The organism is Neoaquamicrobium sediminum (assembly GCF_013240295.1).
Lineage (GTDB): Bacteria > Pseudomonadota > Alphaproteobacteria > Rhizobiales > Rhizobiaceae > Aerobium > Aerobium sediminum.
Genome location: NZ_JABETK010000001.1, coordinates 520,274 through 536,970, shown reverse-complemented (window position 1 = coordinate 536,970; position 16,697 = coordinate 520,274). Strand labels below are relative to the sequence as shown.

General features: G+C 63.5%; 11 protein-coding genes and 3 pseudogenes. 12 read left to right on the top strand and 2 right to left on the bottom strand.

What is annotated here, in order from left to right; genetic code table 11:
- Positions 1–6: 6 nt before the first annotated feature.
- On the bottom strand, positions 7–1,287 hold the full coding sequence (gene hemA / locus HK436_RS02555) for a 5-aminolevulinate synthase (protein WP_173187097.1): 1,281 nt from the start codon (positions 1,285–1,287) through the stop codon (positions 7–9).
- A gap of 305 nt (positions 1,288–1,592) precedes the next feature.
- Here hemA and HK436_RS02550 point away from each other — a divergent pair.
- From HK436_RS02550 to HK436_RS02540, 3 genes and pseudogenes are all read left to right on the top strand, one after another.
- Positions 1,593–3,369: pseudogene (locus HK436_RS02550) on the top strand (N-acetylglutaminylglutamine amidotransferase).
- A gap of 4 nt (positions 3,370–3,373) precedes the next feature.
- A pseudogene (gene ngg / locus HK436_RS02545) lies at positions 3,374–5,184 on the top strand (N-acetylglutaminylglutamine synthetase).
- The gene (locus HK436_RS02540) at positions 5,184–6,335 is read left to right on the top strand and encodes an osmoprotectant NAGGN system M42 family peptidase (RefSeq protein WP_173187095.1); all 1,152 of its coding nucleotides are present in this window, start codon (positions 5,184–5,186) and stop codon (positions 6,333–6,335) included. Before ngg ends, HK436_RS02540 begins: the two are co-directional and overlap by 1 nt.
- A 6-nt stretch (positions 6,336–6,341) precedes the next feature.
- On the opposite strand, the gene HK436_RS02535 is transcribed toward HK436_RS02540, so the two are convergent.
- Positions 6,342–6,770: a L,D-transpeptidase gene (locus HK436_RS02535; protein ID WP_173187093.1), complete on the bottom strand. Its 429-nt coding sequence runs from the start codon at positions 6,768–6,770 to the stop codon at positions 6,342–6,344.
- Positions 6,771–7,069: 299 nt separating this feature from the next.
- Here HK436_RS02535 and HK436_RS02530 point away from each other — a divergent pair, with 299 nt between their 5' ends.
- From HK436_RS02530 to HK436_RS02490, 9 genes and pseudogenes are all read left to right on the top strand, one after another.
- Positions 7,070–8,323 (top strand): ABC transporter substrate-binding protein, encoded by a 1,254-nt coding sequence (locus HK436_RS02530; RefSeq protein ID WP_173187091.1) that lies wholly within the window; start codon positions 7,070–7,072, stop codon positions 8,321–8,323.
- 112 nt (positions 8,324–8,435) lie between these two features.
- The gene (locus HK436_RS32230; RefSeq protein ID WP_173187089.1) at positions 8,436–8,840 is read left to right on the top strand and encodes an iron-containing alcohol dehydrogenase; all 405 of its coding nucleotides are present in this window, start codon (positions 8,436–8,438) and stop codon (positions 8,838–8,840) included.
- Entirely contained in the window at positions 8,837–9,583 is a 747-nt protein-coding gene (locus HK436_RS02520; RefSeq protein WP_173187087.1) for an iron-containing alcohol dehydrogenase, read from the top strand. Before HK436_RS32230 ends, HK436_RS02520 begins: the two co-directional genes overlap by 4 nt.
- Positions 9,584–9,673: 90 nt before the next feature.
- Positions 9,674–10,510, top strand: coding sequence for an AraC family transcriptional regulator (locus HK436_RS02515; protein WP_173187085.1), 837 nt, complete (start codon positions 9,674–9,676; stop codon positions 10,508–10,510).
- A 194-nt stretch (positions 10,511–10,704) separates the two neighbouring features.
- Entirely contained in the window at positions 10,705–11,712 is a 1,008-nt protein-coding gene (locus HK436_RS02510) for a branched-chain amino acid ABC transporter permease (RefSeq protein WP_173187083.1), read from the top strand.
- A gap of 3 nt (positions 11,713–11,715) precedes the next feature.
- On the top strand, positions 11,716–12,807 hold the full coding sequence (locus HK436_RS02505) for a branched-chain amino acid ABC transporter permease (protein ID WP_173187081.1): 1,092 nt from the start codon (positions 11,716–11,718) through the stop codon (positions 12,805–12,807).
- Positions 12,804–13,613, top strand: a complete 810-nt coding sequence (locus HK436_RS02500; protein ID WP_173187079.1) for an ABC transporter ATP-binding protein — start codon at positions 12,804–12,806, stop codon at positions 13,611–13,613. The genes HK436_RS02505 and HK436_RS02500 overlap by 4 nt, the downstream gene beginning before the upstream one ends.
- Positions 13,614–13,634: 21 nt before the next feature.
- A pseudogene (locus HK436_RS02495) lies at positions 13,635–15,817 on the top strand (ABC transporter permease).
- Positions 15,818–15,821: 4 nt separating this feature from the next.
- Complete coding sequence (locus HK436_RS02490; RefSeq protein ID WP_173187077.1) at positions 15,822–16,652, top strand: phosphoenolpyruvate hydrolase family protein; 831 nt, start codon at positions 15,822–15,824, stop codon at positions 16,650–16,652.
- The last annotated feature ends 45 nt before the right edge of the window (positions 16,653–16,697 follow it).

The window sequence follows — 16,697 nt, the reverse complement described above, 5'->3', positions numbered from 1 at the left end:
GCCGGTTCAGCCGCCGGACTTGGCAACCACCAGCGGCACGATGCGGTCGGAACGCACAGGTTCCTGCGGCTGCGTCTCATCGCGGAACGGTATGCCGAGCGCGGTCCAGGTTTCGACCAGCGCATCCTTCAGCGTACCGATCAGCGCATCGTCGTGGCACGGCGTCGGTGTGATGCGCAGGCGCTCCGTGCCGCGCGGCACGGTAGGATAGTTGATCGGCTGGATGTAGATGCCATGCTTGGCGAGGAGGCGGTCGCTCGCCATCTTGCACAGCTCCGGATCGCCGACCAATACGGGCACGATATGCGTCTCCGACGGCATTACCGGCAGGTTCGCGGACGACAGCACGTCCTTGGTGTGCCGGGCCTGTCGCTGCTGCGCGTCGCGCTCCGCCTGCGACGTCTTCAGGTGGCGGATCGAGGCGGTCGCCGCCGCTGCGATCGAAGGCGGCAGCGCGGTGGTGAAGATAAATCCTGGCGCATAGGAGCGGACGGCGTCGATCACCTCGCGGGTGCCGGTGATGTAGCCGCCGAGCGCGCCGAATGCCTTGGCAAGCGTACCCTCGATCACGTCGATGCGGTGCGCCAGCCCGTCACGCTCGGTAATGCCGCCGCCGCGCGCGCCGTACATGCCGACGGCATGCACTTCGTCGATATAGGTCATGGCGTTGTATTTGTCGGCGAGATCGGCAATCGCCTCGATCGGGGCGATATCGCCGTCCATCGAATAGACGCTCTCGAAGACAATAAGCTTGGCGCGCTCGCGCCCGGCCTGCTGGAGCAGGCTTTCGAGATGCGCAAGATCGTTGTGGCGGAAAATCTTCTTCTCCGCGCCGGAGCGGCGCACGCCTTCGATCATCGAGGCGTGGTTGAGCTCGTCAGAGAGGATAAGGCAGTTCGGCAGCAGCCTGCCGATAGTGGAGATCGACGCCTCGTTGGAAATGAAGCCCGACGTAAAGACCAGCGCGGCGTCTTTGTCGTGCAGGTCGGCCAGTTCCAGTTCCAACTCGACCAGCGGGTGGTTGGTGCCGGAAATGTTGCGAGTGCCGCCGGCGCCCGAACCCATCGACCCGGCCGCATCCTGGGAGGCGGCGATAACCTGCGGATGCTGTCCCATGCCGAGATAATCGTTGGAACACCACACGGTGATTTCGCGCGCATCGCCATTGGCGCGCCAGATCGCCTTGGGAAACGAACCGACGATCCGCTCCAGATCAGCAAACACCCGATAGCGCCGCTCCGCATGGAGCTGGTCGATCGCTTCTTCGAAAAACCGCTGGTAGTTCATGTCGCCTTCCTGAGATTGCGGCCGGAAAATAGTCGTTGCGGCCAGATGCGTCCATGTCGCCCGGTCGGGCAAATTGCCACGCCGCGAAAGCGACGTTTCATGGGCTTTTGAGCCGATTCCGGATCCGGCGGCTTTTGAGCCGATTCGGATCCGGCGCGTTGATCTCGCGCAACCATTTGAAATTTTATTGGAACCATATCCGCAACGTCACGTTGGCGAACAAGCGGGTCACGGATGAGGGCCGGTTTCGGCTTGCCCGGTGAAACCGCTGTGTGGAAACGACAAACGGAGGTTTTGCCCCAACCGTGTGTGGAATTTGCGGAGAAGTACGCTTCGACGGCGCCCAGCCATCGACACTCGCCCAGACCAGGATGATGGAGGCGCTGGCACCACGTGGACCGGATGGAAGCGGCCTCGTGATGCATGGCAATGCAGCCCTTGCACACCGCCGGCTGAAGATCATCGACCTGACCGAAAAGGCCCGCCAGCCGATGGTCGATGCCGAGCTTGGCCTGACCATCGCCTTCAACGGATGCATCTATAATTATCCGGAGCTTCGCCAGGAACTGGAGCAGAAGGGCTACCGCTTTTTCTCCCACGGCGACACCGAGGTCATCCTCAAGGCGTGGCATGCATGGGGCAAGGAGTGCGTGAACCGTTTCCACGGCATGTTTGCCTTCGTGATCCACGAACGCGACAGCGGTCGTGTGGTGATGGCCCGGGACCGCTTCGGGATCAAGCCGCTCTACCTGGCCGAAACGCCGCATTCGGTGCGTTTTGCCTCTTCGCTGCCGGCGCTTTTGAAAGGCGGCGAAGTCGACACCTCGATCGACCGTCACGCGCTGCACCACTACCTCTCCTTCCACGCCGTCGTGCCGCCGCCGCGCACGATCATCAACGGCGTGCGCAAGCTGCCGCCGGCCACGATCCGCGTGATCGAGCCCGACCGACGCAAAACCGACACCGTCTACTGGTCGCCGCCCCACGAGCGCGATCCGTCGATGTCGGGCCTGTCGTCACAGGACTGGCGTGACCTTGTTCTGGATTCGCTGCGTACGGCGGTGAAGCGCCGCATGGTCGCTGACGTTCCGGTCGGCGTGCTGCTTTCGGGCGGCGTCGATTCGAGCATGATTGTCGGCCTGCTGGCCGAGCAGGGTCAGCATGGCTTGATGACCTTTTTTCGTGGGCTTCGAGGAAGCCAATGGCGAGAAGGGCGACGAGTTCGTCTATTCCGATCTGATCGCCAAGCACTTCGAAACCGACCATCACAAGATTTTCGTGCCGTCCGAGCGCCTGATGGAGGCGCTTCCGGGCGTGTTTGCCGCCATGTCGGAGCCGATGGTCTCCTATGACAATGTCGGCTTCTACCTGCTGTCGCAAGAGGTGTCGAAGCACATCAAGGTGGTTCAGTCGGGGCAGGGCGCCGACGAAGTCTTCGGCGGTTATCACTGGTATCCGCCGCTGGCCGCATCCAACGATGTCGTCGGGGACTATGCACGCGTGTTCTTCGACCGCTCGCACGAGACGATGTCGCGCCACGTGAATCCGGATTGGCTCGTCGACGAGGATGCCAGCCGGCAACTCGTGTCCGAACATCTGCTGCGAGGCGGTGCGGATACGCCCGTGGATGCCGCGCTTCGGCTCGACAGTCAGGTCATGCTGGTCGACGATCCGGTCAAGCGCGTCGACAACATGACGATGGCTTGGGGACTGGAAGCCCGAGTTCCGTTCCTCGACCATGAACTGGTTGAACTGGCTGCCAAGATTCCGCCCGAGGAAAAGCTGCGCGAGAACGGCAAGGGCGTGCTCAAGGATGCCGCGCGCCTGGTTGTTCCGCACGAGGTGATCGACCGCAAGAAGGGCTATTTCCCGGTTCCGCAGCTCAAATATGTCGATGGCCCCTATCTCGACATGGTGCGGGATGCCCTCACGTCGCGGGTAGCGAAAGAGCGGGGGATTTTCCGTGAGGACTATCTGGAAACGCTGTTTGCCAACCCGTCGGACCACATCACGCCGCTTCAGGGGTCCGAGCTCTGGCAGGTCGGCCTTCTCGAACTCTGGATGCAGACCCATGGGGTATAGTGGAATGGCCAAGAACCCCGGGGGCGACGATCGACAGCCGCGCAGTCGGTCGGACAAGGCGCTTGCGCACCGGCTCAAGCGGCTGCGAGCCGAATCGATGAAACCCCCGATGGGGCTTTCGGATGCTGAGACCGAGGCGCGGGAGGAAAACGCCTCGGTCGATTGCGGTTGGGGCAGGCTTCTGTTCGCCCAGACATTCGGGGAGCCCGAAGACCTGATCGAGGCGATGCGCAAGGAAGGACCGGAGCGGCGCGACATTGCCTTTATGTCCGGGACCCGCATGTGCTGCTCGCGGCGGCACCGCAGGAAGTCTTTCTCGACCCGTCGCACACGTTCCGCCTCGAACTTGCGACCTACCGGTCGAGCAGGCGCCAACCGCGCGGCTTCTTCGTGCGGCGACTTTCCTCCGAATCCGACGCCCGCGCCGTGAACCGCATTTATGCCGCGCGCGGCATGGTGCCGGTGCGGCCCGATTTCTTCTGGTCGAACCGCGATAATCGCGCCATCACCTATTTCGTCGCCGAGGACGAAGCATCCGGAGAGATCATCGGCACGGTGACCGGCATCGATCATGGCCGTGCATTTTCCGATCCGGAAAACGGTTCGTCGCTCTGGTGTCTGGCCGTCGACCCGCAGGCGCGTCACCCGGGCATCGGAGAGATGCTCGTTCGCCGGCTGGCCGAGCATTTCTCGGCGCGCGGCGCGGCCTATATGGACCTGTCCGTGCTGCACGACAACGACCAGGCGATCGCGCTTTACGAGAAGCTCGGCTTCCGGCGCGTGCCCGTCTTCGCGGTCAAACGCAAGAACCCCATAAACGAGAAACTCTATTCGAGCCCGCTCGCCGAATATGACGCGCTCAATCCTTACGCCCGACTGATCGTTGACGAGGCTCGGCGTCGGGGCGTTCATGTGGAGATCACCGATGCCGAGGGCGGTTTTTTTCGCCTCTCTCAAGGCGGACGGTCGGTCCATTGCCGCGAGAGCCTTTCCGAGCTGACCTCGGGCGTTGCTATGTCCATCTGCGACGACAAGGCCGTCACCGGCCGCGTGGTCGAGAATGCAGGCCTCGTGGTTCCGGAGCAGATGGTCGCAGAGGATGACGCCAAGGCGCTGAAGGCCTTTCTCAAGAAGCACGGCAGCGTTGTGGTGAAACCGGCGCGTGGGGAGCAGGGCAGGGGCGTCGCAGTCGGGCTCGAAACGCTGGAAGATATCGAGCGTGCCATCGCAGCCGCCCGCGAGATTTGCGACCGCGTTCTCGTCGAGGCCTGCTTTGCGGGCGAGGATCTGAGGCTTGTCGTCATCGACTTCAAATTGGTCGCGGCAGCGGTGCGCCGTCCGCCACGCATTGTGGGCGATGGAAGGCAAAAGATACGCAGCCTGATCGAAAGCCAGTCGCGCCGCCGCGCCGCCGCCACCGGCGGCGAAAGCCGCATCCCGGTCGACGCGGAGACGGAACGCTGCCTTGCCGCTGCGGGCCTCACACTGGACTCCGTGCCAAAGAAAGGCGAGGATATAGTCGTGAGGAAAACGGCGAATCTGCATACGGGCGGCTCCATCCACGACGTCACCGGCATCGTTCATCCGCGCCTGGTCGAGGCGGCGGTGGTGGCCGCGCGCGCAATCGACATCCCTGTCGTGGGTATCGATTTCATGGTGCGTTCGCCCAGCGATCCGGACTACGTCTTCATCGAGGCGAACGAGCGGCCTGGACTTGCCAACCACGAACCGCAGCCGACGGCGGAGCGCTTCCTCGATCTGCTGTTCCCTCTCTCGGGACACAGGGCTGCTGCACAGGCACTCGGCAAGCTCTAATGGCAATCGACGAAGCTTATCTGCTAGCGCAACTCAAGGCGCTTCTGGAGATCGACAGCCCCACCGGCTACACGGATCAGGTCGTCCACTACTGCTCGCAGGAACTTGAGCGCCTTGGTCTTAAACCGGAACTGACCCGGCGCGGCGCTATCCGCGCGGTGCGTCAGGGAAGCCGGCGCAAGGGCGCCCGCGCCATCGTCGCCCACCTCGACACGCTTGGCGCGCAGGTCAAGCTTGTGAAGGACAACGGCCGGCTGGAACTGGTGCCGATCGGTCACTGGTCGGCGCGTTTCGCAGAAGGCGGTCGCGTGACGCTCTACAGCGAGCAGGGCAGTTTCCGTGGAACCGTTTTGCCGCTGAAGGCGTCCGGTCACACATTCAACGACGATGTCGATACGCTGCCAATCGGCTGGCCCAATGTAGAGCTGCGCATCGATGCGGTGACGCAGTCGCGCGCCGAGACGCGCGCGATGGGCATCGATGTTGGCGATTTCGTCGCCTTCGACACCGGTGCGGAGTTCCTCGACAACGGCTTCATCAATTCGCGCCATCTGGATGACAAGGCCGGCGTCGCCATCGCGCTGGCGGCACTGGAGTCGCTGGAACGGGAAAACGTCACGACGCCCGTTGACGTGCATTTCCTCTTCACCATCGCTGAAGAGGTGGGTGTGGGCGCTGCCGCTATCGTTACCTCGGAGATAGCATCGATGGTGACGATCGATAACGGCACGACAGCCCCCGGCCAGAATTCATCCGAGTTCGGCGTCACGATCGCCATGGCCGATCAGGCCGGTCCCTTCGACTATCACCTGACGAAGAAGCTGGTCGATCTATGCCGCGAGGAGGACATCCCGTTCCAGAAGGACGTGTTCCGCTATTATCGGTCGGATTCAGCCTCGGCCATCGAGGCGGGCCATGACGTGCGCACCGCGCTGATTGCGTTCGGCATCGATGCCTCTCACGGCTATGAGCGAATTCACACGCACGCGCTGACATCGGTTGCGTCGCTGACGGCTGCCTACGCGTCGAGCCCGCTGGAGATTGCGCGCGACGTCAAGGACGTGTCAGGGCCGGAAGGCTTTCCGAGCCAGCCGACCGAAGAGGCCAGCCAGCCCGACTTCGATCCCGAGAAGATCGCCGGCGCGGAGTAGGCGGCGTCAGCGCTGCACGACGATACGCGTGTTCTTCAGGCCTTCGCGCCGCGTCATCTCGAACAGAACCCTGGCATTTTCCGGATGCAGGCGGATGCAGCCTGACGATGCGGGTCGGCCGAGCCGGCTGATCTGATCGGTGCCGTGCACGGCGTAATTGCCGTTGTAGAAGATAGAGTACGGCATCGGCGCGTTGTTGTAGCGGCTGGACCGATGGTTCTTGGAAAGCCATTTGGCGGACCAGGTTCCCGACGGGGTCACCTTGCCCGCGCGGGCCGTCGAAACCTTCCAGCGATATTTGACCTTACCGCCATGCATCACCGTCATGGTCTGGGTCGAGATGTCGACCTTGGCGACGATCGTCGCTGCTTCTGCCGTTAGTGGCGCGCCGATAACGATAGCCGACGCGAGTGCGATACCTGCAATCAGTTTCATTTCTGCCCTAAGCCCCGTTTATGCCGAGAACAGGATAGTCGCTTCCAAATATAGCGACAATTCATTTTCGCGTTATGAAGAAAAAGGCTTAATAACCGCTTGCGTTACAGCGCCATGAGAGATCGAGGTCTCGCCGCGGTCTTACGACGGCCAAAAATCAGACGCTCGGATATAAGTCGGAACACGGGGGATCAGCGCGCGCGGTCGCGTGTTGCCTAACGTGGTGCTGTCACAGCACGGCCGCGCAACAGACGTACCGGGAGGAATACCGCGCTGGCCCGCAAGGGAGGACCGAAAGCATGAAACTGAAACTCATCAGTACTGTCGCAGCGCTCGCGATCCTCGCGCCCGCCGCGGCATTGGCACAGGACGACACGATCAAGATTGGTCTGATGGCGCCGCAGGAAGGCGTCTTCACCGAGCCCGGCAATGACGGCATCCGTGGTTTCGAGCTCGCGCTGAAGAAGTTCAACGGCGAGATCAACGGCAAGAAGATCGAATGGGTGCTCGGCCCGACCGACGCTACGCCTGATCGCGCGGTGCGCGAGGCCCGAAAGCTCATCGAGCAGGACCAGGTGGATTTCATCATCGGGCCGTTGTCGGGCTCCGAAGGCCTGGCGCTGCGCGACTACGCAAAGACCATCCCCGGCAAGACGATCATCAATGCCGCGTCGGGCGCGCTTGAAACGACCTATGTCGATCCGGCGCCGAATTTCTTCCGCTTCCATCCGGATGGCGCGCAGTGGGGCTATGGCCTTGGCAGTTATGTCGTCAACGAAAAGGGCTGGAAGAAGGTCGCCACCATCGCCGCCGACTATTCGTTCGGCTACACCAACTTCATGGGCTTTGCGGTCGACTTCTGTAAGGCCGGCGGCGAGATCGTGGAGCGCTTCTGGCTGCCGCTGGGCAGTGGCGACTTCGCGTCGATCATCGCGGCTCTGCCCTATGACGTCGATGCCATCTATCTCGGTGTCGGCGGCACGGACGCCATCAACTTCCTGAACCAGTACGAGCAGGCCGGCGGCGATACCAACATCATCGGTGGCACGATCATGGTCGACCAGACGGTTCTGACCGCGCGCGGGCGCGCCAAGGAAGCGCTGATCGGCACGCCGAGCTCCGGCGTTCAGGCGGACGACTGGCAGGACGAGAACTGGCAGGCTTATGTGAAGGCCTATCAGGAAGCGTTCCCGGACGGGCTGCCCACGCCGTCGCTGTTTGCCACCAACTACTACAACTCGACCATAGGTGCGCTGATGGCGCTTGAGGCGATCGACGGCGAACTCGACGATGACCAGGCAAACTTCCACGCCGCCCTTTCGGCGGTGGAGATGGATACGCCGAACGGCCACATAAAGCTCGACGAGAATCGTCAGGCTATCGGCTCGGTGTTCATCACCGAAGTGGTCGAAGGCGACGACGGCGAACTCTACAACACGTTCAAGGCCAAGGTCGACAATGTCGACCAGAAGCTCGGCATGACCAAGGAGGAGTTCGATGCTATCGGCCTTCCTTCCCGCGATACGCCGGATTGCGCGGCGTTGAATCCGTAACGCGAATGCGGACGGGCAGGGTTCGATCCCTGCCCGTCGGCTCTCTTCGGACAGATTCATTCGGCAGGGCGGACGACACTCATCGCGCCGTCGCCCGGCGGAGCGCGTTGCCATGTCGCTCATCAGCTACGTGACCAAGATTCATTTCGCGGAGAACGTCCTGGAGGACGCGCTCGAGGCCGAACTGGAGCGGCTCGGTCTGTGTCGGCTGATGATCGTTTCAGACAATGGCACCTCGCGGCGCAATGTGCTGGATCGGCTGCTCGCAGCCGTGCCGCGGCCGGTTTCCCCAACTGTCTACGAAAGCGGATGCTGCCGGGCAACGGAAGAGGCCTGTGCCGAGGCCGCGAACCTTTACCTCGATTGCGAGGCGGATGGCCTGATTGCGTTCGGCGGGGCGGCCGCTTTCAACCTGACGAAGGCCGTCGCGCTGCGCGTGAGCCATGATGGCGCCTTGCGCAATTACGCGGGCACCGAAGGCGGCAGGCCGCGCATCCTCGATGTAATTCCCCGATGATCGCCATCCCGACAATCGCGGGTTCGTGTGCGGAGACTGTCGGCATCGCTGTCGTTTCCCTTCGCGACGGTTCCAATGTTTCGTTTGTTAGCCAGTTCCTGACGCCGCGTGTAGTGATATGCGATCCGACGCTGACGCTTGATTTGCCTGCCGGCGATACGGCCGCTGCCGGCATGGACGCTCTGACCCACTGCCTCGAGACCTATATTTCCACCGCGTACAACCCACCGGCAGATGGCATCGCACGGGACGGACTACGCCGGGCGATTGCCCATCTGGAGCGCGCCGTCGCCGACGGTAGCGATCTCAACGCCCGCCGCGAGATGATGGCGGCGGCGCTCAATGGGGCGCTGGCCAACCAGAAGGGGCTCGGTGGCGTTCATGCGATGAGCCACGCGCTGAGCGGCGTCGTGTCCGGTACGCTCGATCATGGCGCCACCAATGCTGTGCTTCTTCCGCTGGTGCTGGAGTTCAACGCACCGGCCGTGGCCGACCGCTACGAGGACATCAAGCGCGAGTTCCGGCTTCCGGCCCGTGCCAGCCTTGCGGACGCCATCATGCGGCTGCGCGAGCGCATCGCGCTGCCGGCGCGTCTCGGCGACATCGGCGTGATTGGCGGTGACCTGCCGCGCGCGCCGCGACATTGGCAGCCGCGGATTACGCCAACCGTACGAACCCCCGCCATGCCGGCGCACACGACTATCTTTCCATGCTGCAGGCCGCATTATGAGCCGTCTTTCTGACGTTGCGTCATGGGGGCTGGACTCGGCCGCAGGCTGGATTACAGTGAAAGAAAAAATCCGCATCCCGAAAAATTGCGGAAAGGGAGGAGCATGAGCACCGCGTTGGCAGTGCATCACGGGCCATTTGGTCGCGTGGCGCTGTACAATCTTGATCGTTCGCTGGCCCTGCATGCACACAGGGAAGGCCATCTGATCTTTCACATCCAGGGCCCCGCCGCGTCCATCAGGATCGATGAAGACGTCTATCCACTGTCCGGCGGGCAGGCTGTAGCAATCAGCCCATGGCAGCCGCACAACTACATGTCGCTGGATCATGATGAGCCGTCGCTCTTTCTCACTCTGTACATAAAGCCGTTCTGGTTTCTCGAGGCGAGCCGCCAGGCCAATGCCGCGCTGCGCTTCGGGCGCAGCCCGATCGATGTGACGGAACAGATCTGCCGCCTGTCGCTGCAGGTATCGTCCGCCATGCTTGAGGATGCGGACGACAGCTTCGTCGCCGGCTATCTCTACGAGCTGACGCAGGCCTGCTTCGACCAGTCGTGGCAGTGGGTCGCGGAAGGCGCGACCTTCACCCGCTGCGCGCCGCCCGTGCGGGACTTCCGCGTGCGCAACTCGGTCAAGCTCATGCAGCATCGCGTCAGCGAGCGCATCGTCCTCGACGAAATCGCCAAGGACTCCGGCCTGTCGCGGCCGCACTTCTACAAGCTCTTCCGCCAGCAGGTGGGCATCACACCCAATATCTACCTGAACACCCTGCGCATGGAGAGCGCGCTTCAGCGTCTGACAACCTCGCACGACGCCGTGACCGATATAGGTCTCGATCTCGGCTTCTCCTCTCAGGCGAGTTTCACGCGCTTTTTCATCGCCAATGCCGGCATCGCGCCGAGCGACTATCGGCGCGTCGTTCATTTCGCCGGCGTTGCCTGACGGAAGCATTTCCGTCGACGGCAGTCGGTTTTGGCGATGATTGGCGACAGCAAGAGACTGTCGGGTATGCGCGATCGCGCATCTTGCGCTTAGCTTGACGACGAACAGATGCGATGCGGCTCTAGGGAGGAGAGTATCGGCATGATCGGCAGTCGAGTGCGACCGTTGTCGGAAGACCGGTCCGGGAGGACGGGTTGAACGGCTTTGTCCAGCGCAACCCTATCTGGACGGTAATCATTGCCGTGCTCGTCGCCGCGTTCGTCTGGGCCGTGGTGGCACCCTGGCCGCCCGGCATGGAGGCGGTGGTCGGGCGCAAGCAGATCTTCCTCAATGCGCTTTTCAACGGCATCACGCTGGGCGCGCTCTATTTCCTCGTGGCAAGCGGCTTCACCCTCATCTTCGGCCTGATGAAGAACGTGAACCTCGCGCATGGTTCGCTCTATCTGCTGGGCGGCTATATCGGCTACGAATTCGCGGAAGCGACGGGATCGTGGCTCGGAGCCTTCGTCGTTTCCTTCGTCATCGTGGCGCTGCTCGGCATCGTCCTGCAATATGTCGTTTTCCGGCGGATGGAGGGCGAGGACCTGCGCCAGACGCTGGTGACGATCGGCATCTCGATCGTGCTGGCGGACCTGATGCTGTGGCGTTGGGGGAGCCATTCATACCAGATACTGTCGCCCGATTTCCTCAGCGGACCGACGACGCTGCCTCTGATCGCGGGCGTACGCGGCGATGGCGAGATCGTCTATCTGAGATTCCCGGCAGTACGCATCGCCATTCTTGTCGCTTCCATCGTGCTCGGCGCGCTGATGTGGCTGGCGCTCAACCGCACCCGCATCGGCATGCTGATCCGCGCAGGTGTCGACGACCGCGACATGCTCGCCGCCTCTGGCGTGCGTATCCAGTATGTCTTCGTGCTGGTCTTTGCCTTCGGCGCGGGTCTCGCCGGCATGGCAGGCATAGTCGGCGGCACCTTCCAGTCGGTCGCGGCCGGCGAGGACATGCGTTTCCTGCTTGCCTCGCTCGTCGTCGTTATCGTCGGCGGGATGGGATCGATCTTCGGGGCAGCGCTCGGCGCGCTGCTCATCGGCCTCGCCGAACAGCTCGGCTCGGTTTACGCGCCGACCTATTCGGTCGTTCTCACCTTCCTCATCATGGCGCTCGTGCTGGCATTTCGCCCGCAGGGCCTCCTCGGGCGCTGAGCCATGGCCGCAGTGGACCCGACCAGCGTTGAAGGAGGCAGGAGGGCGGCCAGGACCGGGCAAGCCTCGGACGTGCCGGCCTGGCTCCAGGGGTTGCCCGTCTCATGGTGGGTCGTCGGCGTCATCCTTCTGTTCATGCCGGTCGTTGCCAATGATTTCATCCTGTTCCAGATCTTCGGCTGGGGGTTCATCCTCGGCATGATCGCGCTCAGCCTGATGTTTTTGGGCGGATATGGCGGCATGGTCAGCCTCGCGCAGATGTCGATCGCAGCCCTTGCCGGCTACATGATCGCCATACTCGGCAGCAGCGGCGTCCAGACCATCAGCCTCAACTGGCCGTGGTGGCTGGCGATCCCGGTAGCGATCTTCATAGCGGCCGCGTTCGCCACCATGATCGGTGCGCTGGCGGTGCGTACCGAGGGCATCTATACGATCATGATCACGCTCGCGATCGCGGCGGCCTTCTTCTATTTCACGCGTCAGAACTACACGATCTTCAACGGCTATACCGGCTTTGCCAACGTGGTCCCGCCGGACCTGTTCGGCATCAACTGGCGCCAATCCGTGCCATTCTATTACCTGTCGCTGGCCTGCGCGGTCATCGCCTATTGCGTCGTGGTCTACGTGTCCCGCTCACCCTTCGGGCTTGCCCTGCAGGGCGTTCGCGACAATCCCCGCCGCATGGCCGCCCTCGGCTTCAACGTTTTCGCGCACCGCGTCTTCGCCTACACGTTTGCGGGCGCTATCGCCGCCGTCGCCGGCATTCTGATGGCCTGGCAGAACGCGCAGATATCGCCGGGCACAGCAGGCTTGCCGGCGGTCATCGACATCCTCGTCATCGCTGTCGTCGGTGGCATGAAGCGGCCGATCGGCCCGTTTATCGGGGCGCTGATCTACGTCGTCCTACGCACTTTCGCGCCGGACATCCTGCTGACGCTCGGTCTTTCGGGCGATCGTTTCAAGCTGCTGATCGGCCTCGGTTTCCTGGCCATCGTCTACTGGTCGCCGGATGGTGTGCTCGGGCTGTGGGAGCACTGGCGCGCTCGCCGCGCCAAGGCAGGTGATCCGCTGACACGTGGCGGAGACGCGCAATGAGCCCGGCCGCCAGCACCGTGGAACCGCGCAGCGTGGGCGATCTCCTGAACGCGACCGGCAGCGGCAATGCGCTGGAACTGCGCGGTGTCACCCGCATGTTCGGTGCACTCGCGGCGCTGACCGATGTGACGCTGACCGTCAAGCCCGGCGAACGGCGCGGCGTGCTGGGGTCCAACGGTGCCGGCAAGACGACGCTGTTCAACTGTGTGACCGGCGATTTCCTGCCCACATCGGGCACGATCCGCTTGTTCGGCGAGGACGTGACTCGTTTTCCGGCACACGAACGCATCCGCCGCGGGTTGCGACGCACCTACCAGATATCGCTGCTGTTCGGCGGCCTCACCGTTCTCGACAATGTCTACCTCGCCTGCCGGGGCGTTTCGCGCGGCCGCTTCTCGCTGGTGCGCCCACGCCGCAATGACGCGCTGATGCAGTCGGCTTTCGAGCTCATCGAGGCCGTGCACCTGAGCGATGTCGCCGAGACGCTGGTGGCCGAGCTTTCCTACGGCCAGCAGCGGCAGCTCGAAATCGCGCTGGCGCTCGCCGGTGCGCCGCGCTTCATCCTGTTCGACGAGCCTGCTGCCGGCCTTTCACCGACCGAGCGAGCCGACCTTGTAGCGATCCTCACCAGCCTGCCTAGGCATATAGGCTTCATCATCATTGAGCATGACATGGACGTCGCGCTGCGCGTCGCAGAGAGCGTTTCGATGATGCACAACGGCCGCATCTTCAAGGAAGGCCTGCCGAGCGAGATCGAGAACGATCCCGAGGTGCAGGAACTCTACCTCGGAGGAGGCCATGGCTGAACGCCAGGGGAGAGACGGCGCATAGGCCAGCCGACGCTCGAGATACGCGGGCTCAACGTCTATTACGGCGCTTCGCACGCCTTGCAGGGCGTGGATCTGACGCTCGATAGCGGCGTGGTCTCGGTTGTCGGCCGCAACGGCATGGGCAAGACGACCCTGTGCAACGCGATCATGGGCCTGGTGCCCGTGTCCAGCGGATCGATCACCTTCGCCGGGCAGCAACTGGTCGGTCTCACGCCGTCGCGTATCGCGCAGCTCGGCATCGGCTATGTGCCGCAGGGACGCCGCCTTTGGCGTTCGCTCACGGTCGATGAACACCTGCGCATGGTGGGCGCAGGCAGGAGCGGCGCCTGGACCATCGACCGTGTCTATTCAACCTTCCCGCGCCTTGCCGAGCGTAAGACCAATGGCGGCGGGCAGCTTTCGGGCGGGGAGCAGCAGATGCTGGCCATCGCGCGCGCACTGCTGGTCAACCCGAAGCTCCTGGTCATGGACGAGCCGACGGAGGGCCTCGCGCCGGTCATCGTCAATCAGGTCGAGGAAATCCTGCTGCATATCGGCGAGGAGGACGGCATCGACGTTCTCGTCATCGAGCAGAATATCGGCGTGGCGACGGCGGTGGCCGAGCGTGTCGGCATCATGGTCAACGGTCGCATCAACCGCGTGATCGATTCTGCCCAGCTCGCCACAGACCGCGATCTGCAGCAGCGGCTGCTGGGCGTCGGCCGCCATTCGGAGGATGACGGACGACGCCAGGCCACGACGGACACGGAAGGCGAGGCCGCTCCAGTTCCCGTTCAGCCGGCCGCGCAGAAAATCTACCTTTCCAATCCGGTCGTGCCGACACGATGGTCCCGGCCGGTGCCTCGCCGCCAGATCATTCAGTCGGCACGTACGGTCAGCGGCACCACCGGGCCGGCGGCAGCGCGAGGGCTCCCCGAACTGCGGCCGCTCGCCACGCCCGGTGAGCAGGTGGTGATCGTTGCCGGCACGCTCGACACGAAAGGCGAGGAACTGCGCTTCATGCGCGACCTCATTCGCGAAGCCGGGCTGCCAGTGCGCATGGCCGACCTTTCCACTGCCGGCCGTCATTCCGGCGCGGAGATTCCAGCCCATCAGATCGCGGCCTATCATCCGCGCGGGGCAAGCGGCGTCTTCTCCAGCGATCGTGGCGAGGCCGTCGCTGGCATGACGCTCGCCTTCGAACGGTGGATCCGCCGCCAGTCGGGCATTGCCGGCATCATCGCGGCAGGCGGATCGGGCGGCACGGCGATGGTGGCGCCTGCGATGCGAGCGTTGCCCGTCGGCGTGCCCAAGATCATCATCTCCACCATCGCGTCGGGCGACGTCTCGCGTTATGTCGGCCCGGCCGACATCACGATGATGCATTCGGTCGCCGACGTTCAGGGCCTCAATTCGATCACGCGGCAGGTGCTGGCCAACGGCGCCAACGCGCTTGCCGGCATGGTGCGGGCGCGCCGGGATACGCAGCAGCAGTCCGGGCGCGACGATCGGCCCGCGGTCGCGCTTACCATGTTCGGCGTGACCACCGCTTGCGTGCGCCAGATCGCGGCCGAACTCGAAAGCGACCACGACTGCCTCGTCTTTCACGCCACTGGCACCGGTGGTCAGTCGGTGGAGAAGCTGGTCGAGTCCGGCCAGCTCGAAGGCGTGATCGACGTCACCACCACCGAGGTTTGTGACATGCTGGTGGGGGTGTCTTTCCCGCGACGGAAGACCGCTTCGGCGCGATGATTCGCGCGCGCATGCCCTATATCGGCTCGGTCGGCGCGCTCGACATGGTGAACTTCCGCGCTTTCGAGACGGTGCCGGAGGCCTTCCGTAGTCGCAACCTCTACCGGGACAATCCGGAAATCACCCTGATGCGAACCACCCCGCAGGAGAACGCGGCCATGGGGCGCTGGATCGGCGAACGGTTGAACAGGATGGAAGCGCCGGTGCGCTTCTTCCTGCCGGAGGGCGGTGTTTCCGCGCTCGATGCGCCCGGCCAGCCGTTCCATGACCCGGCGGCCGACGAGGCGTTGTTCGCGGCTTTGGAAGGCACGGTGCGCCAGACCTCGACACGGCAGCTCATCCGCCTGCCGCATCACATCAACGCCCCTGAATTCTCCGCCGAGATCGTGAAGGCCTACCGGACGCTGCATGGCGGCGGGCGGCCGCAGCGGCGGGCAAAGGTTAGGTAGCAGCATGGCGATACCGCGACAGCAAATCCTGGAAAAATTCCGCGCGATGATCGCGCGAGGCGAGCCGATCATCGGTGGCGGCGCCGGCACGGGACTTTCGGCCAAGTGCGAGGAAGAAGGCGGCATCGACCTCATCGTCATCTACAATTCCGGGCGCTACCGCATGGCCGGTCGCGGCTCGCTTGCGGGCCTGCTTGCCTATGGCGATTCCAACGCGATCGTCGTTGACATGGCGCGCGAGGTGCTGCCGGTGGTGAAGCACACGCCTGTGCTGGCCGGCGTCAACGGTACCGATCCATTCCGTGTGATGGATGTCTTCCTGCCGGAGCTGAAGCGCCTCGGCTTTTCCGGCATCCAGAACTTTCCGACCGTCGGTATCATCGACGGCACCTTCCGCGCCAATCTGGAAGAGACCGGCATGTCCTACGGGCTCGAGGTCGACATGATCGCCAAGGCCCGCGCACTCGACATGCTGACGACGCCCTATGTCTTCAACGAGGACGAGGCGGCGGCCATGGCGCGGGCGGGTGCCGACATCATCGTATGCCATATGGGCCTGACGACGGGCGGCTCCATCGGCGCCGAGACTGCGCTGAAGCTGGAGGACTGCCCGGGGCTTATCGATGCCTGGGCCGAGGCCGCGCTGAAGGTCAATCCGGATGCGATCGTGCTTGCCCATGGCGGGCCGGTCGCGATGCCCGAAGACGCGGATTTCATCATGAAGAACACCGCCAATTGCCATGGCTTCTATGGAGCCTCTTCGATGGAGAGGTTGCCGACCGAAGTCGCGCTTACCGAGCAGACCCGCCAGTTCAAGCGGATCAAGGGAAAATGACATGCCGATAGAATTCATCACGTCGGCACCTTCGCGGGAGGGACG

Bases quoted from the DNA above. Each gene is read 5' to 3' on its own strand.
- HK436_RS02515 (WP_173187085.1), top strand. From the start codon at position 9,674: ATGAGCACCGCGTTGGCAGTGCATCACGGGCCATTTGGTCGCGTGGCG.
- HK436_RS02505 (WP_173187081.1), top strand. From the start codon at position 11,716: ATGGCCGCAGTGGACCCGACCAGCGTTGAAGGAGGCAGGAGGGCGGCC.
- HK436_RS02520 (WP_173187087.1), top strand. From the start codon at position 8,837: ATGATCGCCATCCCGACAATCGCGGGTTCGTGTGCGGAGACTGTCGGC.
- HK436_RS02530 (WP_173187091.1), top strand. From the start codon at position 7,070: ATGAAACTGAAACTCATCAGTACTGTCGCAGCGCTCGCGATCCTCGCG.
- HK436_RS02540 (WP_173187095.1), top strand. From the start codon at position 5,184: ATGGCAATCGACGAAGCTTATCTGCTAGCGCAACTCAAGGCGCTTCTG.
- HK436_RS02535 (WP_173187093.1), bottom strand. From the start codon at position 6,770: ATGAAACTGATTGCAGGTATCGCACTCGCGTCGGCTATCGTTATCGGC.
- hemA (WP_173187097.1), bottom strand. From the start codon at position 1,287: ATGAACTACCAGCGGTTTTTCGAAGAAGCGATCGACCAGCTCCATGCG.
- HK436_RS02490 (WP_173187077.1), top strand. From the start codon at position 15,822: ATGGCGATACCGCGACAGCAAATCCTGGAAAAATTCCGCGCGATGATC.
- HK436_RS02500 (WP_173187079.1), top strand. From the start codon at position 12,804: ATGAGCCCGGCCGCCAGCACCGTGGAACCGCGCAGCGTGGGCGATCTC.
- HK436_RS32230 (WP_173187089.1), top strand. From the start codon at position 8,436: ATGTCGCTCATCAGCTACGTGACCAAGATTCATTTCGCGGAGAACGTC.